Raw genomic sequence first — 26,993 nt, 5'->3', positions numbered from 1 at the left:
TGAAAGTTAGAGGTGGGTAAAATGGAGAATAAATATGTCGTGATTGATCTGGAAACAAACGGTAATTCTCCGAAAAAAGGGGATAGGATTATTCAATTTGCTGCAGTTGTAGTAATGAACGGAGAAATAGTGGAAGAATATTCTTCCTTAATAAATCCTCTGCAACCAATATCTCCATTTATAGAAGAATTAACAGGGATTAACGACGAGATGGTGAAAGATGCGCCATTATTTGAAGAAATTGCGGAAAAAGTGCAAGAGCTATTAAAAGATGCTTATTTTGTGGCACATAATGTATTATTTGATTTATCATTTTTATCTGAAGAGCTAGAACAGGCTTTTTATAAACCATTTTATGGGCCGGTGCTAGATACGGTTGAATTAGCAAGAGTGCTGTTTCCGACTGCAGATAGCTACAAATTAACAGATTTAGCTCTGCAAGAGGGAATTGTGCATTCAAGACCTCATCAGGCAGATAGTGATGCATATGTCACAGCAGAACTTCTTCTTATTCTTCTGCACAAATTAGAGGGGTTGCCGCTGCAAACGAATAAACAGCTGCATAAATTAAGCGGCTCTTTAAAAAGTGATATCGATTTGCTTTTGGAAGATATAATGGATAAAAAACAAAAAAAAGTAGAATACATACCGGATCATCTAGAGGTTTACCGTGGATTGGCGCTAAAAATAATTAAAAATGAGGAGAAGGACAATAGAGAAAAACGAAAGGCTTTACAAAACTTTTCCATAACAGAAATAGAAAAGCAGATGGAGAGAGCCCTTCCTTTTTTTCGCAAAAGACAAGGCCAATTAAAGATGATGGAAACCATTTATGAAGCATTTTGCGATAATAACCATCGTTTGATCGAAGCGGGTACAGGAATAGGAAAAAGTTTAGCTTATTTACTTCCAGCTGCCTATTTTGCTTTTGCAAATAAGAAACAAATTGTCATTAGCACCTATACGACTCAATTGCAAGAGCAGCTAATTAATAAGGAGCTGCCTCTGCTTAAAAGTACTCTTCCTTTTTTTGTTTCTTATACAATCTTAAAGGGACGCAGCCATTATATTAGTCTAGATAAGTTTGAAATCTCTCTTCAAGAAAAAGAAGATAACTATGATACTATTTTAACCAAAATGCAAATTCTCATCTGGTTGACGGAAACTTCCACAGGAGATAAGGATGAGTTGAATTTATCAAGTGGGGGAGCAGCTTATTGGAATAAAATTAAAAATGACGGCAATTTTTCTTTAGCTATTTCGAAAGCATGGGCACCTAAGGATTTTTATCGCAGAACAAGGTTGCTTGCACAAAAAGCGCATTTAATTATTACAAACCATGCCTTGTTGCTAAAGGATAGCACTTCTTTGCAAAAATCAATTCCAGCGTATCAATATGCTGTTATTGATGAAGGACATCATTTTGAAAAAGTGGCGACAAAACATTTTGGTCATAAATTTAGCTATGTTGGGGTTAAAGTAAGCATACAGCAAGTAGGTACATTTGAACAAAAACAACTATATTATAAGATGGAATTGTTTATGGATAAAGAGGGAAAAGGGCAAAAAGATCCTACATTTAATAGGCTTATTGGCGATCTCCAAATAGAGCTAGACAGTTTTTTTCGAACATTAATGCGCTATGCCAAAAAGCCAGGCAAAAAAACGGTGTATACAAACAACGCTTTCCGCATTAAAAGAGAGGATACAAAAGAATGGAGCAATGCCCGAAATTCTGCTGAGCGGCTAGTCTTCTTATTTAAAGATGCCATTGATGCAATCACAGCAAAAATAAATAGGCTAAAACAATCAAAAGAAATACTGACAACCAAACAAGTTTTGGTGACAGAAAGACTTGCCGAGATCCAAAAGGAATGGCAAGACTATTTAATGGCACTCAGAATCGTTTTTTTGCGAGAAGAAAAGCATATATCTTGGCTTGAAGCAGATATAAGAACTTTTCCTAATAATGCTGTATTATTTGCACAGCCTTATTCTGTAGGAGAGATTTTGCAAAAGGAGTTTTTTGCTCAAAAAAACAGTATTGTATTTACTTCTGCAACGCTTACGGTAAATAATTCTTTTGATTATTATGTTCGTTCACTGGGATTAATAGCAGAAAACTATAAGGCGGAGCAAATTATTTCCCCTTTTCCATATGAAAAACAAGTAAAACTGTTAGTGCCGAATGATATACCTGAAATCAATACCGTTCCTTTAGAAGAATTTATTGCCGCGATAACAGAGCAAATTATTCAAATTGCAGAAGCCACAGCAGGTAGAATGCTTATTTTATTTACTGCAAATGATATGCTGCGGAAAACACATGATTTAATTAAAGAAAGCGGCTGTTTAGAGGATTTTGCTATTTTGGCACAAGGCATTACAAATGGAAGCCGAATGAGGTTAACACGAAATTTTCAACGCTATGAGAAGGCAATTCTGCTTGGAACAAACAGCTTTTGGGAAGGAATTGATATACCAGGAGAAGATTTATCATGCCTAGTAATTGTCCGGTTGCCATTTTCTTCTCCAGATGAACCGTTAACAGAAGCAAAAAATGAAGAGATTAAAAAAAATGGCGGCAATCCTTTTACAGAAAACAGTCTGCCAGAAGCAGTATTGCGCTTTAAACAAGGTTTTGGAAGGTTAATTCGTACAGAAGAAGATAAAGGATTTATTGTTGTATTTGACCGCAGAATACTAACAACGACCTATGGAGAGACATTTTTGCGCTCTATTCCTGCTGTTTCAGTAGAGACCAAAAAATTGAATGAAATGATTGCAGTTATAAAAAAATGGCTTTAGTGAAAAAGAGCTAATTTGGAAAAATTAAATAGTTTAGAATTTTTTAATAGGGAAAAGTGTTCCTTTCTCTTGATACTTGCTGTTATAATAACTGATGAGAATAATTGAATGTATTTCCTGCTGGTTAATTTCAGTTCAAGGAGGAAGAGAATGAAAGGTTGGAAGTGGAACCATAACTTATTCCTAAAAACAGGATTAGATGAAATACAAGAGGCAATAGATAATAATATCCACTATTTGACAACAGTGATAATAGAATGAACGTGAAGAAGTGATGATAAATGAAAAAATGGATATGGATTGTAAGTTTAGCATGTTTGATTATTCTAGGATTTGCATTGAACTTATATTTGGATGCTGTAAAGCCAGTGAAAACTGCCCAAGAAAAAGCAGCAGAAATTGCTGAAGAAAAAGCAAATGTAAAAAGTATCAATAACTTTACACTATTCCATGGGACAGATACCTATTATATAGTAGAGGGAAAAAACAGCAAAAAAGAAAATGTAATTGTCTGGATAAATGAAAAAAACAACAATATAATAGTGAAAAAGAAACAAGAAGGAATATCCAAAAAAGACGCAATAAATGCTTTATTAGACAAGAGATCGCCAAGCGTCATTAACACTGTTCGATTAGGTATGGTTCAGGGAATTCCAGCATGGGAGATATATACCCATTCAGAAGATGATTTAATAAATTATTATTATTTGGATTTTGAAACAGGTGAAATCCTTTTAAATATAGAAAATATCTAAATTAGTGTCTTTAGTTGGAGGAGAAGAACATGAATATTACGTTAGCACAAAGAGTGAATGCATTAACACCGTCTACCACTTTAGCAATTACCGCAAAAGCAAAATCATTAAAAGACAGCGGCTATGATGTTATTGGTTTAGGAGCAGGAGAACCTGATTTTAATACCCCGCAAAATATTATTGATGCTGCTGTAAAAAGCATGAATGAAGGACATACAAAATATACGCCTGCTGCAGGCTTGCCCTTGCTAAAACAAACGATTGGCGAAAAATTAGAAAAAGATCAGGGCTTGCATTATGAAGCTTCTGAAATTATTGTGACAAACGGAGCAAAACACGGACTTTACACATTATTTCAAGTGTTATTAGATGAAGGCGATGAAGTCATTATTCCAACACCTTATTGGGTTAGCTATCCAGAACAAGTAAAGCTTGCAGATGGTGTGCCAGTATTTATAGATGGATTAGAAGAAAATGAGTTTAAGATAACGCCAGCACAATTACAAAATGCGATAACAGAGAGAACAAAAGCAGTTATTATTAACTCCCCGAGCAATCCTACTGGAATGATTTATACAGAAGAAGAATTAAAAGCAATTGGAGAGATTTGTTTAGCAAATAATATTCTAATCATTTCAGATGAAATTTATGAAAAACTTGTGTATGGAGATGCAGTGCATGTATCCATTGCTACATTGTCTCCTGAACTTAAGGAAGCGACTATTATTATTAATGGTGTTAGTAAATCCCATTCGATGACAGGTTGGAGAATTGGATATGCAGCTGGTAATAAACAAATTATTACAGCTATGACAAATCTTGCAAGCCACAGCACGTCAAATCCAACGACAACGGCACAATATGGTGCAATTGAAGCATATAGAGGTCCACAAGATACTTTAGCAGAAATGAATAAAGCATTTGAAGAGCGTCTTACTATCATTCACCAAAAATTAAATGAAATTCCTGGAGTCGTTTGCTTAAAACCAAAAGGTGCTTTTTATTTATTCCCTAATGTGAAAAAGGCTGCTGCTTTAACAGGTTTTGCTAGCGTGGATGAATTTGTTTCTTCCTTATTGGAAGAAGCTTTAGTGGCAGTTATTCCTGGTTCAGGATTTGGAACAGAAGACTATATACGCTTATCATATGCTACTTCTTTAGAAAACCTGGAAAAAGCAGTTGCACGCATTCACGAGTTTGTGATAAATAAAATGGAAAAATAATATTGTAGTAAAGTATACTTCGCTAAAAAAGAGATATTGAGTTATGCAATTAGAAAAGGTTTAGTTCTTATATATATATCGCTTGCAAAGTGCTGGCAATTGATGAGGAGGGTGTTTCAACTATTGATTGGAACACCCTCCTATGTTGCTTGTGGCGTGTAAGTTCGGTATAATGTTTTGATAGGAAAGTAATTTTATGCTAGGATCGAATGTTTTTTAGCATTTATAAAAATTAGCAGTTGCTGCTTTTCTTTTACATATTAGATCTTTGTTTTTGGAGGAATTTATTGTGATTAAATCAACGATAGCTGAATTACCGAAAAATGTTGATAAAGAAGTAAAAATAGGTGCATGGATTGCGAATAAACGCTCAAGCGGTAAAATCGCCTTTTTACAGCTTCGTGATGGAACTGGATTTGTACAAGGAGTAGTTGTAAAAAGTGAAGTGGGAGAAGAATTGTTTCAAACAGCAAAATCTTTAACACAAGAATCATCTGTATATGTTACAGGGCTTGTACAAAAAGACGAGCGTTCTCCTTTTGGCTATGAACTATTAGTGAAAGGTGTTCAATTAATTCATAGTTCTGTTGACTATCCGATTACACCGAAAGAGCATGGGACAGAATTTTTGATGGATAATCGCCATTTATGGCTTCGTTCTAAACGCCAGCATGCGGTAATGAAAGTGCGCAATGAAATTATTCGTGCCACATATGAGTTCTTTAATGAAAATGGTTTTACAAAAGTAGATCCGCCAATTTTAACTGGAAGTGCACCAGAAGGCACAACGGAATTATTTGCGACAAAATATTTTGATGAAGATGCCTATCTTTCTCAAAGTGGACAGCTATATATGGAAGCAGCAGCAATGGCGCTTGGAAAAGTATTTTCATTTGGACCAACTTTTCGTGCAGAAAAGTCAAAAACTCGCCGTCATTTAATTGAATTCTGGATGATCGAACCAGAGATGGCATTTGTAGAGTTCGAAGATAACTTAGTAGTGCAAGAAGAATATGTAAGTTTTATCGTGCAATCTGTATTAAAAAATTGTGCTCTTGAGTTGAAAACACTTGGTAGAGATACCTCTAAATTGGAAAAAATTAAAGCGCCATTCCCAAGAATCAGCTATGATGATGCAGTGAAATTTTTGCAAGAAAAGGGCTTTGATGATATTACGTGGGGAGATGACTTCGGAGCGCCCCATGAAACAGCGATTGCAGAAAGCTATGATAAGCCTGTATTCATTACCCATTATCCAACTACTTTAAAACCATTCTACATGCAGCCAGATCCAAATAGAGAAGATGTTGTGCTGTGTGCAGACTTAATTGCTCCAGAAGGATATGGAGAGATCATCGGTGGATCTGAACGCATTCACGATATGGATCTTTTAGAGAAACGGGTAGAAGAACATCAATTGGATACTGAAACATACAAATGGTATTTAGAATTAAGGAAATATGGTTCTGTGCCACATTCAGGATTTGGACTTGGTTTAGAACGCACAGTTGCATGGATCAGCGGTGTGGAGCATGTTAGGGAGACTATTCCATTCCCACGATTGCTAAACCGTTTATATCCTTAATCGTTTCTGATTATTTATTTCTAAAGGTTGATTTTTTACTCTGTTGATTGAAGTGAAAGACGCTCGCTTAGCGGAAAACGAACGCATCAACAGCCAATTTTAATAGAACCTTTCTAATAAAGGGAAGAATGACTTTGCTGCCTAAAAACTGGAGCAAAGTCATTCTCCCTTGTTTATTTTCCTGTTTTTGATAGGGTCCCTATTTCTTAATATTTGCTAGCAAACTTGTTGAACGATGCCTTGATTGACTATATTTATTTATTGATTAACAGCCAATTGTCAAGATAGTTATCCACTAATTTAACTGTTTTAGCAGACTCCATCGAAGTGAGGAGAGCTCTAGGATCGTCCCCTCGCTGCAATCAATAGGCAAGTTTAACAAAGGCATAGCAAAAAAAGAGTATAGCAAAAGTTTATACCAGCAATTCCATTTTTTAATTATTACAAGAGAGATTTGTCATGATATACTGGATTAGAGGTGTCCTAAATGAATAAAACAATAATGTTAAAATGGTTGCAAGAGGGAAGCATCAGCATTCCTACAGCACTTCTAACACACTATAAAACACTTAAACTGACGGAACAAGAATTAGTATTGCTTTTGCATATTAACTCTTTTTTAGAAAAGGGAAATGAATTTCCAACGCCAACAGAATTAGCTAGCTATATGACAATGGATGCTAGACAATGCCATGAAATGTTAAGCCAACTTATAAAAAGAGGGTTTATTTCCATAATGGATGGCAATAATGAAAATGGCATACGTTTTGAACAATATTCTTTAGAACCACTATGGAATAAACTAATAGATTTATATTTATTCATAAATAAGCAGGAAAAAGCAAAAGAAGCGGAAAAAGCAGAAACAGATCTGTATTCTTGTTTTGAAATAGAATTTGGCAGACCATTATCTCCTTTTGAGATTGAAACATTAGGCATGTGGATGGATGATGATCAGCATAATCCAACTATTATAAAAGCGGCACTTAGAGAAGCGGTGATTTCTGGAAAAATAAATTTCCGCTATATCGATCGAATTCTTTTTGAATGGAAAAAAAGCGGCATCCAAACCATTCAACAAGCAAAAAATCATGGGAAAAAGTTTAGACAAAATCAACAAAGTACAATAGGAAAAGGAGCAGAATCTTCTGTAGACAGTACGGTAAAATCTGTTCCTTTTTACAATTGGCTAGACCAATAAAGTGAAACTTCAATCGGTGGAGGGCAAAAGCCCATTAATGCATAATAAATAAAAAAGTACCTGTGAATAGGGAAAAAACGTGGTGAGATAAACATGCTAAAAAAAGATGAAATAAGGTATTGTTTGGATACAATGGCAGAAATGTTTCCTGATGCCCATTGTGAATTAGTCCATGCAAATCCATTTGAATTAGTGATTGCAGTAGCCTTATCTGCACAATGTACAGATGTACTTGTAAATAAAGTAACGAAAAACTTATTCCAAAAGTATAAAACTCCCGAAGACTACTTATGCGTCCCTCTTGAAGAACTGCAGCAGGATATCCGTTCTATTGGACTATATCGAAATAAAGCAAAGAATATTCAAAAGTTATGCCAAATGGTATTAGATCAGTATAATGGGGAAATACCTGCTGATCGGGATGAACTAATTAATCTTCCAGGGGTCGGGCGCAAAACAGCCAATGTGGTCGTGTCCGTTGCTTATGATATTCCAGCAATCGCTGTTGATACACATGTAGAGCGCGTAAGCAAAAGATTGGGCTTTTGCCGCTGGAAAGATTCTGTATTAGAAGTCGAAAAAACATTAATGAAAAAGATACCAAAGGAAGAGTGGTCGGCAACACATCATCGTATGATTTTTTTCGGACGCTACCATTGCAAAGCACAAAATCCACAATGCGAGATCTGTCCTTTATTGTCCCTTTGTCGGGAAGGAAAAAAGCGAATAAAAAAAATAGGTGTTGGCTAATGAGAAAAAGCTATTGTATACATCTATCCGCTGATTTACAAATTCCCCAATTAACTCATTTGACTAAATTTACATTAGAAGATATCCGTTTAATAGAATCCTTCCAAGCTGAATGGCCTTTTATTCACGAAGGCGCGTATATAGAAGGGCTAAATGGTTTTACACCATGGAAAAAAGAGCATATTAAAACATCTGTATCGACACTTATCAATCAGTGGAAGTTATTGAAAGTAGAAATTGCACAATATATAGCTGCCAAAAAAAAGGAACAAATGTATAAAGGGATGGTACATGGCATTTGTTTTTTTTTGGAATGTATATATTGGCTGAATGAATTGCCTGTTAATTTTAAAGAGGGGTTAATCAGCCGCAATATTAAAATAATGCCAATAAATGCTGAGGAGAGATTACATTTTATTCTTTCAAGAGTAGCAGGTTATCATTCTTTTAAACAATTAGAAGAGTTGTTTAAAGAACTAGAAAAGCAATTTGCCATTTATTTAATAAAAAATAAAGGATAGCTAATATCAATAGAGAAATGAATCACAAATCAAAAGGAAGTCTAATTACACACCTTAAAAAAGAGGACAAAGTCATTTTGCGACTTCGTCCTCTTTTTTTAATTGTTATCTGTCTTGTTGTTTGACTGATTGGTTGTATTTCCATTATTTTGGTTTGTTGTACTATTTGAAGAATTTGAGCCACTTGTTGAGTTCTCGTTTCCATCTTCTTCACTTGAAGTGTTGCTGTTATTACTATTGGAACTGTTAGAGTTATTGTTGCTGTTACCGGAATTATTGTCGCTGTTACCGGAGTTATTGCCACTGTTACCAGAATTAGTGTTGCTGTTGCCGGAGCTATTGCTGCTGTCGTCGGAAGCATTTCCACTATTTCCAGAATCATTCCCATTGTTGTTATTGTCTGTATTTCCTTGGTCTGTACCTTGGTCTGTACCTTGGTCTGTACCTTGGTCTGTGCCTTGATCTGTACCTTGATCTGTATCTTGATCTGTATCTTGATCTGTACCTTGATCTGTACCTTGATCTTGATCTTGGGAATCATCTGTTTCTGTATCCTCAGTATCCTGTTTATCCTCTTTATCATCAATAGCTTCATTTTCATCTTCCGTTGGTTGTTCTTCTTCCACTTCTTGCTTTGGAATCGTCACACTTGCTGAAGCTGCGTCACTTGATTGACTGTCTTTAACAGCGATAACAGTAAACGTATAACTGCTTCCTGGTGTTGGTTTGGCAATTTTTAGACTTTTATCAGACGTTTGGGTTAATTGCTCTGAACCACCGCCATCGACGCTAACATTTACTTGGAATTTAACTCCTTTTTTGCTGCCGTATTTCCAAGATAATTTAATCTCATCGTTACCTTTATTATAGGATGCATTTAAGCCAGATGGAGCATCAGGTTTATCATATTTCTGAGATACTTGATTAAGGATATTGCCTTTGACCGCATATTCGGTAAGAATTTGACTGCTAGGTGTATAAGAGCTGGCTAATCGAGCAGGATAAGTTCCTTTTTCAATTTTAACTGTCTCTACACTGTCTGGTTGTTTAAAGTCTTTGGTTTCCACATCTTCAGAAATATATTCCATAATATTTGCAAAGATTTGTTGGGCAATCTTTTGATCCATACCTGGTGCAATATAATTTTTCCTACTTTCGTATCCTGTCCATACGGCCATTGTAAAGTTGGTCGTATATCCAGCAAACCAAGCATCTGGAACAGCTTTGCTTGTAGGTATATTATAATCCGCTAATTCTTGATCGGTATAGTTGGTTGTTCCTGTTTTACCAGCAATCGGCAGTCCAGAAACATTTGCATAAGAACCTGTTCCATAAGAGGAGCTTACTACATCTTTTAACATATCTGTAATTAAAAATGCAGTATAGTCTTGCATCGCAGCTTTAGGTTCTGGTTCCATATTTATTTTCGTGCCATCTTTTAAAGTAAAAGATTTGACAGCATGTGGTGTATTATATATCCCTTCATTTCCAAATGCACTGTATGCACCTGCTAATTCAAGAGAAGAAATCCCTGGGCTTATTCCACCGATAGAAGCTGATTCATAGACTTCTTTTAGTTCGACACCGATATTTGCTGCAAATTCTTGTGCCTTGTCTGCACCAACCTCTTTAAAGGCTTCTAAGGCTGGTATATTACGAGATCGTGCCAATGCCTCACGCATTGATAATGAACCCATATACTGATTATCCCAGTTGCCAATTGGTGTACCATCAGAGTACGTGGTAGCTTTATCCACTAATGTATGATATGTCCCCCATTTTAAGTATTCAATGGCAGGTCCATAGTCAAGGATTGGCTTAATGGTGGAACCTGGCTGTCTTTTTTGTTCTGTTGCATAGTTGAATCCAAATTTGACATCAGGATCACGGTCACCGCCGATTGCCAAAATTCCTCCTGTTTTTGTATCAAGCAAAGTAATTCCTGCTTGGAATTTTTCATCAGGAAACGGAACAATTTCATTTTCATACATAATTTTATCAACCTGATCTTGTGCTTTTTTATTTAATGTTGTTTGGATAGAAAGTCCATCTGTATAGACATTAATGTCTGGATATTTTTCCTCAATTTCCGCGATTGCTTCTTTAATAAAGGAATCATATGGAAGATCAGTGCTTTTTCTTTTATCTTTACTCACAACGAAGCTTTCAACAGATACCTTTTGTGCTTCTTCCATCTCTGCTTTTGTTATATATCCATGCTGGTGCATTAAAGATAAAACGACATTTTTGCGTTTATCCGCACGATCAGGATTATTAAAAGGATTATAGGCATTTGGAGCCTGTGGCATCCCTGCAAGCATTGCTGCTTCCGGCAATGTTAATTCATCCAATTCTTTATCGAAATAGGTTTTTGCCGCTGTTTTCACACCACTCATATTTTCAGACATAAAAATTTTATTTACATACATTTCAAAAATTTCTTCTTTTGAATACTTGCGCTCTAATTGAATGGCAAGCCATGCTTCTTGCGCTTTACGGGAAAGGGTTTTTTGCGGTTGATTAAAGAAAAAGTTTTTAACAACCTGCTGTGTAATCGTACTTGCCCCCTCAGAACCAAAACCATGTTTAAAGTTTGCTACAACGGCCCCTCCTAAACGGATGGGATCAATTCCGTGATGCTTAAAAAATCTTGCATCTTCTGTAGCAATAAAAGCGTCTTTGACTAATTCAGGAATATCTTCATAATTGACATAATCTCGATTTACAGCCCCGACTTTTGCAATTTCTTCTCCTTCTGAATCGTAAAATGTAGAAGAAATAGAATCTTTTAATGTTGCTGCATCAAGCTTTGGAGCATCTTTGACCATAACGGCAAAGGTAATAGCGCCGCCAATCATCCCCACAATAGCCAATGCGATTAATGTTAAGAAAATGCGTTTTGCAATTTGTTTACCACTTTTTTTCGTTTTGTTTTGTTGTTCTTTTTTATTTTTAGGTCCTTTATTTTTATTTTTCGCTTCTAGGAGTCTTTTGCGGCGCTCCTCTCGCGTTTCATACATATCTGCCATTGTTTTTTTCCTACCTTTCTTCAATAAAAACAATCAAAGGGGCATTTAATCGAAATGATAAAGCCGGTCTATTACTTTAATATAGTCAATTCTCGGCTGAAAACCAAGTATTATTGTGTGACTACAAGCTAAAAGCTCCTTTTTGGTAATCGATTTTCTGCCACCATTTTTCATTCTGTCCCAAAATATAAACAATTGCTCTGCTTGCAACAAAAAAATCTCGTCTGTCGAAGAAAATCGAATAAGTACAAAACAGATGCCTTTTTGCTCTGCTACTAGGTGCATATGTTTAATTTGGTGCTCATGAAAATTACTTAATGGAAAAGATTGTAGAGATTTTGTTTCTTTTGCTTCAAAATCAATATATTTTCCGCGGTATACACCATTATAATCTGTCGTAGAAGCTTGTTTAAAATACGCTTCTTTAATAACAGCAGCACTTCTTTTTGGATAATCCACTTGAACAATTTGAACAGGTGTTGGCTTTTTATGTATAACCGCTTTTCCACATTCTAAGTAATACTGGTTTGTTGCATTGATGTCTTCTTCCAAAGTCATGCCTCTATTGGAATAATTGATTTTTTTTACCGGTGTTTTTATGCTGGCTGTTGGATTGTACTTTTTTCCGTTTGGGTAATTCATTTTTTTCACCTCATTAACTACCATAGCAAAGAGTATAAGTTAACTCTAACAACAAACAATAATATCATATTGTTTGATAAAAGAGGGGGCTTATATGGTAGGTCTATTTAATTATTTTCTTCCGCCAAATGAAGAGATGTTGGTTCAAAAGATTTATTCCCTAACAAAAAAATATAACTTAGATAATATATCAAGAACTGAAAGTTATCTCCACTATTATATCGCAAATAAAGAAATCCGATGGGCATATCTTGCCAGCCAAGTGTCGCGAAATGCTGGGTGGAATATGTGCGATTTACAAGGAAGCTGGTTTTCCAACATATTAGAGCCAGAAAAAAGAGCGCAATTATTTTTCACCTATGAAGAAGCAAATTGGTTAATTTTTCAAGATGCATTCCCTCAATTATTGCTCTATGATTATTCGACGAAATACAACAGACCTTTGTTTCACTTATTAAAATACTTTTCAGTTTCTTCCTTTATGGAAAAAGAATGGAATCTTTTTTGGGAAAATCGCAACCAAACAAGATTAATGACAAGTCTTATTATTAATGAACAAAATTTAATTGAGAAGCCTATTATTAAAAATCCCTATTATAAGAGAGAAGTATTTCATAGTCTAGCATATTTATTTCAAGATTTTTTTCATTGCAGCTCGGTGTTATTTCCGACTTTAAAAGGGCGCCTTTATGGTAGCTGTGTGACTGATTTTACTTCCCTTAATAAACGGATCGAGTTTGGAAAGGAACTGGCGAATATATTGTTTTATCCAGATTTATATGAAGAATTTTATCAATTTAGTATCTTGAGAACACATACTGGTTCGAGAGGAGATTATGAGCGCATTATTTATCCCCGGCATAAAAGAGATACACCCATTTTGCGTTTAACTTATCCTGTAGTAAAACACGAAAAAAAAGAAATGATGGACTGGATGGGGTTACGGAGGAAAAAGAGAGCTTGGCAAAGTCCATTGGCTAAAAAGCAAAAGCCACAAGACCTAACAACATGGTATCGGGATAAACAAGAGCAGCTGCATGCATTCATTAAACTGCAAAATAAAGTAGTCGAAAAATAAATATGTCGAAAATAGCGGTGAGAATTTAAGAATCAGTTCTTTCTTTGACGAATCCCTTCTAGTTTTGTCAGGTTGGCAGGAGCCCGCAAAGGAAACCTCGAATTAGTAACTATCAAAAGAAACAGGAGGGGTAGAGATGAAAGAAGAATACAATAAAGCAGAATTGTTGGAAATGCTTGAAACTATTTATGATGATTTAGAAGAATTGGATAGTTTGCTTTTAGGTGTTCACTCCAATCAAAAAAAAGAATTAGAAGATCATCTTGACCATTTAGAGCTCTTAGAAGCTGCATTTTCTGTTTTTGAACAAAAGTTAAAAAAAGAAACCCCTAATATTATAGCAAAAAGTCCAGAGAAAATAAGAAGAACAGCAATATTTAAACTTGAATTAAGTTAAACAATCCCCTAATATTATGTCAATGACAATTAGAATAAGTTGCATCAAAAGCGAATAGGAAGTAGTGAATGAGAAAGTGATTTTGATTAATCAATTAAAAGAAAATACAAAGATGCTCATAGAGGCAACAGAATATTTAATGGACACCTTTATAAAAGTAAAAGCTTCAGGAAAAGGGGAAGATTTTTATGAAGTAGTGGTTCCCTTTGCAAATAAGGTAAAAAAAATAAACGAAGACTGGAAAGTGTCTGCTATAAATTGGGTGGTGGCAAATAAGCCAGAATATCTTTATGCGGCCCAAATTCAGTCGGCTTCTGATCACTTAGAAATCATTTCAGTCAGTGCCTTTTATCCGGACACAAGCAAAAAAAGATTTATGGATGCTATAAAATCTGTGCAGTATACTTTAGAAGTGCTATTAAATCAATTATCAAGTATAGAAAAAAAATGATACTTGTTTATCAAATAAAATAAATCAGAAATACCAAAACTATCCATCCAAATCGATAGTTTTTTCTTTTTTATGTAGGTTCTGTTAAATTTGCTTGTTGATTTTCGCTACAGGCGTTCGCTTTTCTAATCAGGAGTCTCACGCCTTCCGCTCCAATCAACAAAGGAACAGATGCTTTTTATCAGTCCATGCACATGCTGGGCATTTGCTTCATAGAATATGACGGGAATTACTATTGGAGGAGGAACGAGTAAAATGAACACAGCACACCCCATTTTTTATGCGCGAAATCCTGCTGCTCCATCACACATAAGTAGAATGCCACAACAGTATATTCAGAAGGAAACAAGAATGTACAATCCATATATGAATCAACCACAATGGAATGGCGGCTTTGATCAAAATATGCATCAAAGTTATTACGGCAATGCACCTTCACCTTATCCACAGGCAAATTTTAATAATTATGAACAGCCGTATTTTCATCCACAAAATAATTATCCGAAATCTCATGAAGTATTTCAAAATCCGCTACAGTATTATGATGATTCTTATTCAAGTGCTGCCACCAAACAACATCCACAAAATTATATGAATCCATATCCTAAACAATCGTTTATTCCTCAGAAACAAGGGGGAGTGAAAAGTTTTATGAATTCCTTTAAATCGCAGGATGGCTCACTTGATTTTAATAAAATGATGGACACGGCAGGCATGATGATGAATGCGATGAATCAGATGACAGGACTTGTAAAAGGAGTAGGAGGAATATTTAAAGTGTAAACTAAAAGGCACCCTAAATATTAAAGGGTGCCTTTTCTAGTTTCTTTTTCCCTTACCAGCGGTGCGCTTTTGCATCTCTTTTTAAAATAAGATTGTTTCTAGACATTTCGGTATGTCCATTAACTTGAGACTTTGCCCGTTTTGGTCTTGTCCAATTGTGGTGAAAAAGCGAAGAATGAGAATCTAACTGATCTTTGTAGCTCATCTAATCACCTCGGGAATAGGTTTTATAAAAAACTAGCGATGCCTCTTGGTTGAAGCACCACTAGTAGCATATGCAGGAATTTTTTTTTTATACATGCTCTATTTTTCTAAAGCAAGTGAATCAAAGAAAAAGCTATTTAGGATTCTTCGATCATTATTTTTTTGCCTTTTTGTTTCGGCACAGTTACGGTAAGCAGTCCATTTTGATAAGATGCTTTCACTTTTTTTTCATCAATTGGATAAGGAAGAGCAACGGTTCTGCTGTTTCTTTTATAGGTTTGGCTAGAACGAAAGAAATTTTGCTGTGTGTTTTCTTCTGTAATTAATTCTTGATAATTGACGCTGATTGTTAGATGGTGATCATATACATTAATTTGGATTTGTTCTCTATTGATTCCAGGAAGCTCTGCTATGATAAGGTTAGCTGTTGTGGTTTCTTTAACGGTCAGAGGGAAGGCACTATTTGGAAACGGATTACTGAAGAATTCATCCATGCTTTGCAGAAAATTTTTGATTGGCTTTTCTTGAAGAAATCCATTCATGCTCTTAATAAGTCCACCAAATGGTTCATTTTTATCTTTTTTGTTTGGATCAATAGGAAAATTTGCTGACAATGTTGACACTCCTTTTTGCAAATACTTTCTAACATCATATTTATGCAAAAAAGAAATATTCTGTGCCTATCTTCTTTTAAAAGAAATTGTTTTTTAGGAATAGTAGAAGGTATATTTTATTTAAAGGATTTGTTGATTTTTCGTTTATTCTATTTGCGATATTTAGGAATAAAAACTAGTTAAAAGAGTGAAAAACTTTTTGCTTTTGACAAAAATGACTTACTATAGAAAAATGAAATTATGTTATCGTAAAATGTACAAGGGGGTACTAAATATGAAGACAATCACAATAAATGGAAGAGAAATGGCCTATCAAGAAGCAGGAAAAGGAAAAACAATTATCCTTATTCATGGATTTTGCGGAAGTGCCAAATACTGGGAAAAAGTTATGCCGTTATTAACAGATTTTCATGTGATCGCAATAGAGCTAAGAGGACACGGACTAACAAGCTTTAATGGTGAATCCTTTCTGATAGAGGATTTGGCAAAGGATATCCATTTTTTCCTTAATAAAAAGGAACTAGCAGATGTGTATATGTTTGGCCATTCATTAGGAGGATATGTCACATTGGCATTTGCTGATTTATTTCCTGAAACGTTAGCTGGATTTGGTCTTATTCATTCCACCGCATATCCTGATACAGAACAAGGAAAAGAAGGAAGATTAAAATCCATTAAAAAAATCCAAGATGTAGGAATAGTTGAATTTGTTGATGGATTAATACCAAATTTATTCTCAGACGATTCTATTCATACAAAAAAAGAAGAAGTGGAAAAGGCAAAAGAGATCGGATACGAAACGGATGCGATTGCTGCAATGGAAACATTATCTGCCATGCGAAAAAGAATAGACCGCAATCATATTATTGCCAATTCAGAAGTTCCTGTTTTGCTTGTAAAAGGAACAAAGGATAAAGTAGTGCCTCTTGATCGTGTTACATCTGCAAATGGAAAACATATTACAGTTGAATTGTTGGAAACCGGACATATGAGCATGGTGGAGGATTCTCAAGCACTTGTCATAGCTGTTGAAAAGTTTGTGAAAAATAAATAGCTTTTTTTGGAAAGACAAGAAAACCTCTTTGGATAAGAACGTTTATTCGCTAAAATAGAATGAAGTAAGAGGTGGAAAAATGAAAGTACGTAAAAATCTCCAACAAATCATTCATGATTTTAAATATAATGAAGAATATAAAGAGCAGATTGCTTATTGGCATACGATGGAGGCAAAAGAAGCGAGTGTGACGCCACTTCCTAGTGACTTATCTCCAAAAATAAAGGCAGCATTAGAGAAACGTGGTGTATCTAGATTATATACCCACCAGAAATCAGCATACGAACAAGTGCGGAAAAACCGCAGCATTGTTGCAGTAACTCCGACAGCTTCAGGGAAGACACTTTGTTATAATTTGCCTGTTATTCAATCCATTACAGAAGATAGTCAGGCGAGAGCGCTTTATATGTTTCCAACAAAAGCACTCGCCCAAGATCAGAAAAGTGAACTAAATGAGCTGATTGAAAGTGCAAACTTGCAAATTAACAGTTATACATATGATGGGGATACTCCTGCTTCCATTCGTCAAAAGGTGAGAAAAGCTGGACATATTGTGATAACAAACCCAGATATGCTTCATTCTGCTATTTTGCCCCATCATACGAAATGGGTTAGCTTATTTGAAAATTTAAAGTATGTTGTTATTGATGAACTCCATATTTATCGAGGAGTGTTTGGAAGTCATGTTGCGAATGTTATCCGCCGCCTAAAAAGAATTTGCGCTTTTTATGGCAGTAACCCTATCTTTATTTGTACGTCAGCGACCATTGCTAATCCTTTAGAACTTGCGGGGAATTTAACAGAAGAAAAGATGGCATTAATTGATAATAACGGTGCTCCGAGCGGCAAAAAACATTTCGTTTTTTATAACCCGCCCATTGTGAATGTTCCGTTAAATATACGCAAAAGTGCAACACTTGAGGCAAGAAGGATTGCGGGAGAACTTTTAAAAAACAAGATTCAAACGATTATTTTTGCAAAAAGCCGGGTAAGGGTAGAAATTTTGCTGACTTATTTGCAAGAATTAGTAAAGTATCAATTAGGCACAAAAGCGATTAGAGGATATAGAGGCGGCTATCTTCCAACAGAAAGAAGAGAAATTGAAAAAGGCTTAAGAGAAGGAAGCATCTATGGAGTTGTCAGCACCAATGCATTAGAGCTTGGAGTGGATATTGGACAGCTGCAAGTATGTGTAATGACAGGGTATCCAGGTACAATCGCAAGCTCTTGGCAGCAAGCTGGACGGGCTGGCAGAAGACATGATGAATCTCTTGTGATACTGGTCGCGAGCTCTAGTCCATTGGATCAATACTTAATTCAGAATCCGGATTATTTTTTTAATCGGAATCCAGAAACGGCACGCATTAATCCAGATAACTTAATTATTTTAATTGACCATATGAAATGCGCCGCCTATGAACTTCCTTTTAAACGAGGCGAAAAGTTTGGAACCTGTGAAATAGAAGAGGTGCTGGAATATTTAACAGAAGAAAGAGTTTTATTCGAAAACGGGGATAAATGGTATTGGATGAACGATTCTTTCCCGGCCCATAATATTAGCTTGCGTTCCGCTTCCCAGGAAAATATAGTCATTATTGACATTACGAATACAGGGAATACTCGAGTGATTGGAGAAAGTGATCGTTTTTCTGCCATGACTTTGCTTCATGAGGAAGCTATTTATCTTCATCAAGGAGTACAGTATCAAGTAGAGAAGCTAGACTGGGAAGAGAAAAAAGCATTTGTGAGAGAAGTGGATGTTGATTATTATACGGATGCAAATCTTGCCGTTTCTTTAAAAGTCTTAGAAGTAGATAAGAAAAAAGAAGAGGAAAGACTAGAAATAGGGTATGGAGATGTTAGCATCATAGCAATGAGCACCATTTTTAAGAAAATTAAGTTTGAAACACATGAAAACATTGGCTCTGGGCCAATCGCTCTTCCAGAAGAAGAGCTTCATACAAATGCTTGTTGGATATCCTTTTTGGATAATGGGTTTAATGCAAAAAGCGAAAAAATGGAACTGGGGTTAATTGGCGCTGCACACGCCTTAAAACACATCGCACCACTACTTGTCATGGCAGACCCAAGTGATATTCATGTTGTGCCCCAAGTGAAGGCAGAACATAATGAAAAAGCTACTATTTTCTTTTATGATCGTTATCCTGGTGGAATTGGACTGGCAGAAAAACTGTATCAACAAATAGATATAGTTATAAATGAGGCGAAAAAAATGATCTTAAATTGCACTTGTCCCCATGGCTGTCCATCTTGCATTGGCATGGAAAGCACAAACGACTATTATAAAAAAGATGTGTTAGACCTTCTTTCTTTCGTAAAATTACAGCAAAAATAGGGGATACCATGAGTATAAAAAATAAATTAAACCGGCTAAAAGGGCATATCAAAAAAGAAACGGCAAAACCAGTGGAAATAAAAACAGAAACAAAGGAAATTCCCTTTTTAGATGTGTGGGAGCAGGAAAATGTCTATCCATATTGGGCAGATAAGGAGTATTGTTTGATTAGAGAAGTAAAGTATCCTTTATCGTTTAAACATGGAAACTACTATTTTTATGAATTTTGTCAGGCGGTCGATGAATGGAACCAATCACCTTTTATCCACCCATTATCAGCAAAAGGACATCAATCAAGCAATCTTTTTTTCTTTGATACGGAAACAACTGGACTTGGCGGCGGAGCAGGAAATACGATTTTTATATTAGGATATGCACAAATTATTGGAGAGGAAGTAGTGCTAAAACAGCATATTCTTCCGTATCCGGCCGGGGAAGTGCCGTTATTTAAAAGCTTTTTAGAGAATGTGGACTATACGACACTTGTGACTTATAACGGCAAAGCATTTGACTGGCCCCAAGTGAAAACAAGGCATATGTTTGTGAAAGAGCATGTTCCAAAGCTGCCTGAATTTGGACATTTTGACCTGTATCATGCAGCGAGAAGAATGTGGAAACATCGGCTAGAACGAACAAAATTATCGATTGTAGAAGAAGAAGTATTAGGGGTAGTGAGAAAAGATGATATTCCAGGATTTTTAGCACCAATGATTTATTTTGATTTTGTGGAAAGAAAAAATCCAGAAGGTATGCTTGGGATATTAAAACATAATGAAGTCGATATTTTATCGCTTATTACACTATATACTCATTTAAGCTATCAATTATTGAAAAAAGATAAAGGCATGTCAGCAAAAGAAATATTAGAAGTAGGCAGATGGTATTCTTCATTAGGCGAAAATAATGCTGCAAAAAAAACATTTGAAAATATGGATGAAACAAACAAAGAAGAAGTATTGCAGGCTAAATTTATTCTTGCTGCACAAGAGAAAAAAGCGAAAAAACTTCAGTCAGCTATTTTTCTATGGCAGTATATCATCGATCATTATACAGTCAAAACCAATATAAAAATGGTGGTCGAAACGTATACAGAGTTAGCGAAAGTTACTGAGCATAAAAATAAAAACTACTTAAAGGCATTGCAGATGACAAATAGAGCAATGGCTTTAAGCAAAAGCCATGATTTGCTTGAAAAACAAACCATAGAACTGCTAAAAAGAGCAGAACGTCTCCAAAGGAAAATAAAACAACTAGAAATGCAGGAATGAAGTCATTAATTTCCTGCTAATTCCTAGTTGTTTGTTTTTTTTATTGTGAGTAAAATAATAGATAGAAAATGAGAAGTTTGTCTAAAAATAGGGAAAAAGAGGTGGCTTTTTTTGTATAAGGTTGTAATGTTTTTATTTTTTGTAGTAGTTTGTCTAACTGTCGTGCTTTTTACCACATTTAAGAGCAGTTTTTATGCCATGTAGGCATAGTTCATTTCAATAATTAAGGGAAAATAACATAAATAGGTGTTTGTATTAGTACAAGATTATCTCTTTGTTCATAGGTTATTAGTGTAAGATAAATTAACTATTTGAGAGGAGATTTTCTATATGCATCATTGTCATAAACCAAATGTTTGTCCACCGATAGTACATCCAGCAAAATGTTGTGTGAATCATACTTTTTCTAATAACATTGTTCCCCATATTCACCCAACTCATACAACAACGGTAAACCATGTTAATTATGAGCATCAACATTATTTCCCACAAACTCAATCTGTCGAAAACGTAGTAACAAATACACAAGCAAATATGGGGCCTGCGCCAGCTCCATACCCTGTTCAAGGTGCAGCACCAGCGATGCCTCAAACAGGTGGTATGCCGTTTACTGCAACAGGTCAAATGTTCCCAGGTACAACTGGAAGCATGGGTATGCCTGGAGCTGCTGGAAACATGGGAACTATGCCAGGAGCATTTCCATTCAGAAAACGATAATAAATGAAATTATATGATGGAAAAGGGCCTATTAAATAGGTCTTTTTCTGTTTATATACATGTTTCCCCATAAAAAATATATAATAATGGAAATATCCTATAAAAATAATCAAACTAGTTTCTCTTTTTTTTAGAAATGCTTATAATACAAGATAAAGGTAAAAGATAATAAAAGGCTATATTTTTAGAGGTTGTATTTTCAAATGGAAAAAAAGATGCATGTTGCTGGCTGAATGTAATACAATTCCTAGTAAAGGGAAAATTAAGCTCCATCATACCTACATCTAAAAAATAATGATTACATAGTAAGTTTGTAAAGGAGTTTATAGTGAAAATGAAAATTGCTGTTATTTCAGGTTATAAACCATATGAAATAGGCATTTTTAAAAAAGACGAAAAAGCTGTTTCTTATATAAAAGAAGCAATTCGTAAACAAATAGAAACAATGGCAGAAGAAGGCGTAGAATGGATATTAATAAGTGGCCAGCTTGGTACAGAGTTATGGGCTGCAGAAGTAGTGTATGAGTTGCAGCTAGAAAAGTTTCCGTTTTTAAAAGTAGGGGTTTTTACTCCTTTTATAGATCAGGAACAAGGCTGGAAAGAAGCAAACAAAGAATGGTATGAAGAAGTGTTAATGCAGGCAGACTTTATTGATTCTGTATCCAAAAAACCTTATGAAAGTCCTGAACAGCTGAAGGCAAAGAATATTTTTCTCCTGCAAAAAAGCGATATGCTATTATTGTTTTATGATGAAGAAAAAGAAGGAAGCCCCAAATATTTATACAATCTTGCAAAATTGTATAAAGAAAAAAATGAGTATGAAATAAGACAGATTAATTTTTCTGATTTACAATCCATTGTAGAAGAAGAGCAATTTAATGACTCCTTTTAAGTGAAAAATTGACAAATGCACTAAATTTTGAAAAAATAAATTTATAATGGTATTTCTTGAGGTGAGCGGACGATGCTAGCAGATAAAATGAAATTAACAGCTAAAGATATTTTGGAAAAAGAATTTAAACCAGCTATGAGAGGCTATAAACCCGAAGAAGTGGATCAATTTTTAGATTTAATTATTAAAGACTATGAAACATTGCATCAAGAAATTGAAGAGCTGCAGCAAGAAAACTTGCGCATGAAAAAACAAGTGGAAGATAGTTCCAAAAGACAGCCTGCACCAAGTACAGCAGGAACAACAAATTTTGATATATTAAAGCGTTTATCGAATTTGGAGAAACATGTTTTTGGCAGCAAATTATATGATTGATGACTTTCTTTAATTTTCCATTGCTATTATAGGAGGAAAATAATATAATAGCAAATGTAGTCAATACAAACGCCAGAGGTAATCGCTGCAAAACTTGTTTTTGTAGAGGAAAGTCCATGCTCGCACAAGCTGAGATGCTTGTAGTGTTCGTGCCTAGCCAAAAAATAAGCTAGGGCAGCAAAGTCATTTGCTGACGGCAGGGAAAATACCTAAGTCCTTAGGATATGGTATGAATACCTTGAAAGTGCCACAGTGACGGAGCCTTTTTAGAAATAAAAAGGGTGGAACGAGGTAAACCCCACGAGCGAGAAACCCAAATTATGGTAGGGGAACTTTCTCTGAGGAAATGAACGGAAGAGAAGGACAGAATACTATTCTGTAGATAGATGATTGCCGCCTTTGGTACGAGACAAACGTCGCTTGAGTACAAAGGAACAGAACATGGCTTACAAAAGCGTTTATATTGATGATTAAAGTTTACAGTATAGGGTGACACTTTTTGAAAAGGGTCTGACTTCATATACAAATAGAGAAGCGCTTATTTATTTTCTATTGTTAGGAATGTCAGACATATTTTTCATGAAGGTCATCCTTTTTATTTGATTTGATGAAAATAAATCAAGTTTAGGCAGTACTTAATAGGCAATAATGATACATAATAGAAAATGAATTAAAGGAAAAAAAGGTGAAAATATGAGAAAATTTAATTTAATAGCAACAGCTGCGATGGGACTTGAATCAATTGTGGCAAAAGAAGTACGAGATTTAGGTTATGAATGTACAGTGGATAATGGAAAAGTATTATTTTCTGGTGATGAACTTGCGATAGCACGAAGCAATATGTGGCTGCGTACAGCGGATCGAATAAAAATTAAAGTAGCAGAATTCAAAGCAACTACATTTGATGAGCTTTTTGAAAAAACAAAAGCATTACAGTGGGAGGACTATCTGCCAGTAAATGCAGAATTTCCTGTATCAGGAAAATCGGTGAAGTCTAAGCTGTTTAGTGTCTCTGATTGCCAAGCAATTGTCAAAAAATCTATTGTAAACAGATTAAGCGCCTATTATAAAAAAACCGGCTGGCTAGAAGAGAATGGGGCTTTATTTAAGATAGAAGTATCTATTTTAAAGGATATTGTAACATTAACGATTGATACATCAGGACATGGCTTGCACCGCCGCGGTTATCGTGTTGGTCAAGGGGAAGCGCCGATTAAAGAAACATTGGCAGCATCCCTTGTACTTTTAACAAACTGGACGCCTGACCGCACATTTGTTGATCCATTTTGCGGGTCTGGCACAATTGCAATAGAAGCGGCCCTAATTGGCCAAAATATTGCACCAGGATTTAACAGAGAGTTTATTTCAGAACGATGGGACTGGATGCCTGAAAACATCTGGGATGAAGTACGCAATGAAGCAGAAGATACAGCAAACTATGATCAAGTCTTGGATATTGTTGCATCCGATATTGATCATAGAATGGTCAAAATTGCCGAAGAAAATGCCTTTGAAGCAGGATTATCGGATCTTATTACCTTTAAGCAGATGCAAGTCCGCGACTTTACCACAACAAAAGACTACGGGGTAATCGTCGGAAACCCGCCATACGGCGAACGTCTAGGTGACAAGCCATCTGTACAAAAAATGTACCGGGAGATGGGCGAAGCTTTTGCTCCTCTTGATACATGGTCTATCTATATGCTGACAAGTGATGAAGAATTTGAAACGCACTTCGGCAAAAAAACAACCAAAAAACGCAAACTCTTCAACGGTTTCATCAAAACGGACTATTATCAGTATTGGGGAAAAAGGAAGCCGAGAGAAAGCTGATATACCAATGGTTTGAAGGGTGTAAAATAGTGTGGAAGTGTCACTTTGCGGGGAAATTCATTGAAAAAGCAGAACGAGAAGTATAGTTTATTAAATAATATTGATAGTGGATGGTTTAAGGAAGCAGAGTAACTGCTTCCTTTTTTATGTGTGCCAGGCATGGCAACTATCTAGGCGGCGAAAGTCCGCTGTGGGGGTACACATCGACTAACCACTAAGGAAGCGCAAGGTACTTATCGTGAGGTGAGGGCTAGAGGAAGCGTGGAATAAAATCTTGGCTCGACGAACAGGAATCTGATACTAAGGCTCTATAAAGGGATTAAACTCCATAACAAGTTAAAGTCCAAAAGATGTGCGTAACTTTGTAGAGTAAATCAGGCGAGCAAAAGAGGAAAGATAGTTGTCTTACCCTGGGAGGTCTTGCGGATGTACAGAAGTACAGTCGAAAAAGGTTAGTCGCAAGAAGTCAGCAGAAGCCATAGTAATGAAATAACTTCATGAAGGGCTGAACAATTTATAGTGTTTCAACACCACGAATGCGTGAGTGACATACTCCGAATGTGTTAATGGTGAAAGTATGAGCGTACCTCAAAGGATAACCAAAATGGAGCTATCACTTACTACGTGAGAGGGGCGAAAATAATACATTTATTTTCCCTCTACTCGATTGCAATAAACGAATGGTATTTATGAGTTTTGGAATGAATCATTTAGGAAATAAAAGTTAGCGTAGTAGACATTTGTTTAGTTGGCTGTGCATTTTTATCTAGTAAAAAAATTAAAGAAAGAGAGGAAGCATTGGCACAAAGGATTAAATTTCAACTAAACAAAATAGAAAAGAAATCAGGTGCTGGTATAAGATGATAAGCAACGGAGAGAGTTGAAGAAGGACAATCAAAAAGCAGTGATTTTTGATTTCACTGCTTTTATTATTACTTAGTTTTTTGGTTTTAACATAGCTGAGGGAGGTTCAAGCATATCTTAAGTAAGCTTTGTATTTTAGGTCTCTTTTATAATAGCTTTATTTAGATTAGCGTCAGAAACCTCCTCAGAGTTTTGTTCTACGCGTTTAATAAATAATGATAGAAGTAATCCGATAACTGCTATTCCTATAATGACAACATAAGCGTCGTTGATTCCCTGAATGGTGGCTTCTAAAATCATTTGTTTTTCGGTTGCCCCATTTCCGCCAGTGGACATCATATCTGTTAGATGGGTTTTGGTGCGATCCATCATAATAGTTACGAGAAGGGATGTACCAACTGCACCTGCTACTTGCCTAATGGTATTGGAGATTGCTGTACCATGGGCAATCAAGCTGGAAGGCAATTGGTTTAAACCTGCTGTTTGAAGAGGCATAAGCATCAGCGCCATTCCGATACGGCGGCCTGTAGACATGAGAACCAAATAAGTATAGCTAGTTGAATCTGTCAAATCAATAAATCCCATAGTTGTAATGATCATAATGATCAATCCAATTATGGACAGCCATTTTGCTCCATATCGATCAAATAGCCTTCCGGTAATAGGCATTAAAAAACCCATCACAAGTGCTCCAGGAAGAAGCAGCAAACCAGATTCGAGAGCTGTGTAACCTCGCGCACTTTGTAAGTACAGTGGAAGAAGCATCATATCTGCATACATAACCATGGTAACTGCAATGTTGATAATAGTTGTAAGGGAGAACATATTATATTTGAAGGCTCTGAGATCCAGCAGGGGATTCTCGGAGGTTAACTGTCTCCATGTAAAAAATCCAAGTGCCACAACTCCCGCAACAATCGATACAAGCACCTCACTGCTCGACCATCCTTCACTTCCAGCCCGGCTGAAGCCATATAAGAGAGTTCCAAATCCTATTGTAGAAAAGATTACACTTATAATATCAACCTTAGTAGCAACCTGTTCCGAAACATTCTTCAGGTAAATAAAGCCACAGATAATCACCAAAAGAGCAAGCGGAATCATACCGTAGAACATTAATTCCCATTCAAAGTTTTCCAGGATATATCCTGCCAAAGTAGGACCGATAGCAGGTGCAAAAATGATTGCAAACCCCACCATACCCATAGCTGCACCTCTTTTATCGACAGGGAAGAGCTTGAAAATAACATTCGTAAGCAGAGGCATAATAATGCCGGCTCCCGCTGCTTGAATCATACGCCCAGTCAAAAGAACTGGGAAGTTTACTGATATAGCAGATACTATCGTGCCCGCAAGAAAAAGAAGCATCGAAGTTTGAAAAAGCTGACGAGTGGTGAACCTTTGCATAAAATAGGCGGTAATTGGAATTAGAATACCATTTACTAGCATATAGCCAGTTGTCAGCCATTGTGCCGTCGCAGCTGAAATATTAAAATCTACCATTAGTTCTGGAGTTGCAACGCTCATGATTGTCTGATTAAGCGTAGCTAGAAAAGCCCCCAAAATCATAACGAACAAGATAGGTCCTTTTTT

General features: G+C 35.8%; 23 protein-coding genes and 1 other RNA gene. 19 read left to right on the top strand and 5 right to left on the bottom strand.

Annotated features, from left to right (window positions below; genetic code table 11):
• The first annotated feature begins 21 nt into the window (after positions 1 to 21).
• The 7 genes from dinG to CWS01_RS08480 all read left to right on the top strand — a co-directional run bounded on the left by dinG (position 22) and on the right by CWS01_RS08480 (position 8,843).
• Positions 22 to 2,808, top strand: a complete 2,787-nt coding sequence (gene dinG, locus CWS01_RS08510; protein ID WP_101176763.1) for an ATP-dependent DNA helicase DinG — start codon at positions 22 to 24, stop codon at positions 2,806 to 2,808.
• A gap of 281 nt (positions 2,809 to 3,089) precedes the next feature.
• Complete coding sequence (locus tag CWS01_RS08505; RefSeq protein WP_101176762.1) at positions 3,090 to 3,563, top strand: cell wall elongation regulator TseB-like domain-containing protein; 474 nt, start codon at positions 3,090 to 3,092, stop codon at positions 3,561 to 3,563.
• 29 nt (positions 3,564 to 3,592) lie between these two features.
• Positions 3,593 to 4,786, top strand: a complete 1,194-nt coding sequence (locus CWS01_RS08500; protein ID WP_101176761.1) for a pyridoxal phosphate-dependent aminotransferase — start codon at positions 3,593 to 3,595, stop codon at positions 4,784 to 4,786.
• A gap of 292 nt (positions 4,787 to 5,078) precedes the next feature.
• Positions 5,079 to 6,371: an asparagine--tRNA ligase gene (gene asnS, locus CWS01_RS08495; RefSeq protein ID WP_157827606.1), complete on the top strand. Its 1,293-nt coding sequence runs from the start codon at positions 5,079 to 5,081 to the stop codon at positions 6,369 to 6,371.
• 487 nt (positions 6,372 to 6,858) lie between these two features.
• Complete coding sequence (locus CWS01_RS08490; RefSeq protein ID WP_101176759.1) at positions 6,859 to 7,572, top strand: DnaD domain-containing protein; 714 nt, start codon at positions 6,859 to 6,861, stop codon at positions 7,570 to 7,572.
• Between the two features lie 93 nt (positions 7,573 to 7,665).
• Complete coding sequence (gene nth / locus CWS01_RS08485) at positions 7,666 to 8,322, top strand: endonuclease III (protein ID WP_101176758.1); 657 nt, start codon at positions 7,666 to 7,668, stop codon at positions 8,320 to 8,322.
• On the top strand, positions 8,322 to 8,843 hold the full coding sequence (locus CWS01_RS08480; protein ID WP_101176757.1) for a YpoC family protein: 522 nt from the start codon (positions 8,322 to 8,324) through the stop codon (positions 8,841 to 8,843). Before nth ends, CWS01_RS08480 begins: the two co-directional genes overlap by 1 nt.
• 98 nt (positions 8,844 to 8,941) lie before the next feature.
• Here the strand turns inward: CWS01_RS08480 and CWS01_RS08475 are convergent, their stop codons facing one another.
• Both CWS01_RS08475 and recU read right to left on the bottom strand, forming a co-directional pair.
• Entirely contained in the window at positions 8,942 to 11,872 is a 2,931-nt protein-coding gene (locus CWS01_RS08475) for a PBP1A family penicillin-binding protein (RefSeq protein WP_101176756.1), read from the bottom strand.
• A 45-nt stretch (positions 11,873 to 11,917) separates the two neighbouring features.
• A complete protein-coding gene (gene recU, locus CWS01_RS08470; RefSeq protein WP_101176755.1) occupies positions 11,918 to 12,514 on the bottom strand; it encodes a Holliday junction resolvase RecU in 597 nt (198 codons plus the stop codon).
• A gap of 94 nt (positions 12,515 to 12,608) precedes the next feature.
• Between recU and CWS01_RS08465 the strand changes: the two genes are divergently transcribed.
• The 4 genes from CWS01_RS08465 to CWS01_RS08450 all read left to right on the top strand — a co-directional run bounded on the left by CWS01_RS08465 (position 12,609) and on the right by CWS01_RS08450 (position 15,223).
• Entirely contained in the window at positions 12,609 to 13,592 is a 984-nt protein-coding gene (locus CWS01_RS08465) for a DUF2515 family protein (RefSeq protein ID WP_101176754.1), read from the top strand.
• A gap of 136 nt (positions 13,593 to 13,728) precedes the next feature.
• A complete protein-coding gene (locus CWS01_RS08460) occupies positions 13,729 to 13,989 on the top strand; it encodes a hypothetical protein (protein ID WP_101176753.1) in 261 nt (86 codons plus the stop codon).
• An 82-nt stretch (positions 13,990 to 14,071) separates the two neighbouring features.
• Positions 14,072 to 14,440 (top strand): YppE family protein, encoded by a 369-nt coding sequence (locus CWS01_RS08455; protein WP_168714371.1) that lies wholly within the window; start codon positions 14,072 to 14,074, stop codon positions 14,438 to 14,440.
• Between the two features lie 255 nt (positions 14,441 to 14,695).
• A complete protein-coding gene (locus CWS01_RS08450; protein WP_235852006.1) occupies positions 14,696 to 15,223 on the top strand; it encodes a YppG family protein in 528 nt (175 codons plus the stop codon).
• A gap of 52 nt (positions 15,224 to 15,275) precedes the next feature.
• Here the strand turns inward: CWS01_RS08450 and CWS01_RS08445 are convergent, their stop codons facing one another.
• Both CWS01_RS08445 and CWS01_RS08440 read right to left on the bottom strand, forming a co-directional pair.
• Entirely contained in the window at positions 15,276 to 15,428 is a 153-nt protein-coding gene (locus CWS01_RS08445) for a YpzG family protein (RefSeq protein WP_101176750.1), read from the bottom strand.
• A 136-nt stretch (positions 15,429 to 15,564) separates the two neighbouring features.
• Complete coding sequence (locus CWS01_RS08440) at positions 15,565 to 16,050, bottom strand: Hsp20/alpha crystallin family protein (protein ID WP_407938550.1); 486 nt, start codon at positions 16,048 to 16,050, stop codon at positions 15,565 to 15,567.
• A gap of 265 nt (positions 16,051 to 16,315) precedes the next feature.
• Here CWS01_RS08440 and CWS01_RS08435 point away from each other — a divergent pair, with 265 nt between their 5' ends.
• From CWS01_RS08435 to CWS01_RS08400, 8 genes are all read left to right on the top strand, one after another.
• The gene (locus CWS01_RS08435; RefSeq protein WP_101176749.1) at positions 16,316 to 17,095 is read left to right on the top strand and encodes an alpha/beta fold hydrolase; all 780 of its coding nucleotides are present in this window, start codon (positions 16,316 to 16,318) and stop codon (positions 17,093 to 17,095) included.
• A gap of 79 nt (positions 17,096 to 17,174) precedes the next feature.
• Positions 17,175 to 19,451, top strand: a complete 2,277-nt coding sequence (locus CWS01_RS08430; RefSeq protein ID WP_101176748.1) for a DEAD/DEAH box helicase — start codon at positions 17,175 to 17,177, stop codon at positions 19,449 to 19,451.
• Between the two features lie 8 nt (positions 19,452 to 19,459).
• Positions 19,460 to 20,719, top strand: a complete 1,260-nt coding sequence (locus CWS01_RS08425; RefSeq protein ID WP_101176747.1) for a ribonuclease H-like domain-containing protein — start codon at positions 19,460 to 19,462, stop codon at positions 20,717 to 20,719.
• Between the two features lie 330 nt (positions 20,720 to 21,049).
• Positions 21,050 to 21,436, top strand: coding sequence for a CotD family spore coat protein (locus CWS01_RS08420; protein WP_101176746.1), 387 nt, complete (start codon positions 21,050 to 21,052; stop codon positions 21,434 to 21,436).
• A 334-nt stretch (positions 21,437 to 21,770) separates the two neighbouring features.
• A complete protein-coding gene (locus tag CWS01_RS08415; protein WP_101176745.1) occupies positions 21,771 to 22,328 on the top strand; it encodes a DUF1273 domain-containing protein in 558 nt (185 codons plus the stop codon).
• A gap of 72 nt (positions 22,329 to 22,400) precedes the next feature.
• Positions 22,401 to 22,703 carry a cell division regulator GpsB gene (gene gpsB / locus CWS01_RS08410; RefSeq protein ID WP_101176744.1) on the top strand — a complete coding sequence of 101 codons (303 nt, stop codon included), beginning with the start codon at positions 22,401 to 22,403 and terminating at the stop codon, positions 22,701 to 22,703.
• A 74-nt stretch (positions 22,704 to 22,777) separates the two neighbouring features.
• An RNA gene (rnpB, locus tag CWS01_RS08405) (RNase P RNA component class B) lies at positions 22,778 to 23,153 on the top strand.
• A gap of 243 nt (positions 23,154 to 23,396) precedes the next feature.
• Entirely contained in the window at positions 23,397 to 24,536 is a 1,140-nt protein-coding gene (locus CWS01_RS08400; RefSeq protein ID WP_101176743.1) for a THUMP domain-containing class I SAM-dependent RNA methyltransferase, read from the top strand.
• Between the two features lie 999 nt (positions 24,537 to 25,535).
• Here the strand turns inward: CWS01_RS08400 and CWS01_RS08395 are convergent.
• Positions 25,536 to 26,969 carry a DHA2 family efflux MFS transporter permease subunit gene (locus tag CWS01_RS08395; protein ID WP_407938549.1) on the bottom strand — a complete coding sequence of 478 codons (1,434 nt, stop codon included), beginning with the start codon at positions 26,967 to 26,969 and terminating at the stop codon, positions 25,536 to 25,538.
• Positions 26,970 to 26,993 lie beyond the last annotated feature (24 nt).

Origin of the sequence: Niallia nealsonii (assembly GCF_002835805.1) — a bacterium.
Lineage (GTDB): Bacteria > Bacillota > Bacilli > Bacillales > Cytobacillaceae > Niallia > Niallia nealsonii.
This window is presented reverse-complemented; position numbering and strand designations above follow the sequence as displayed.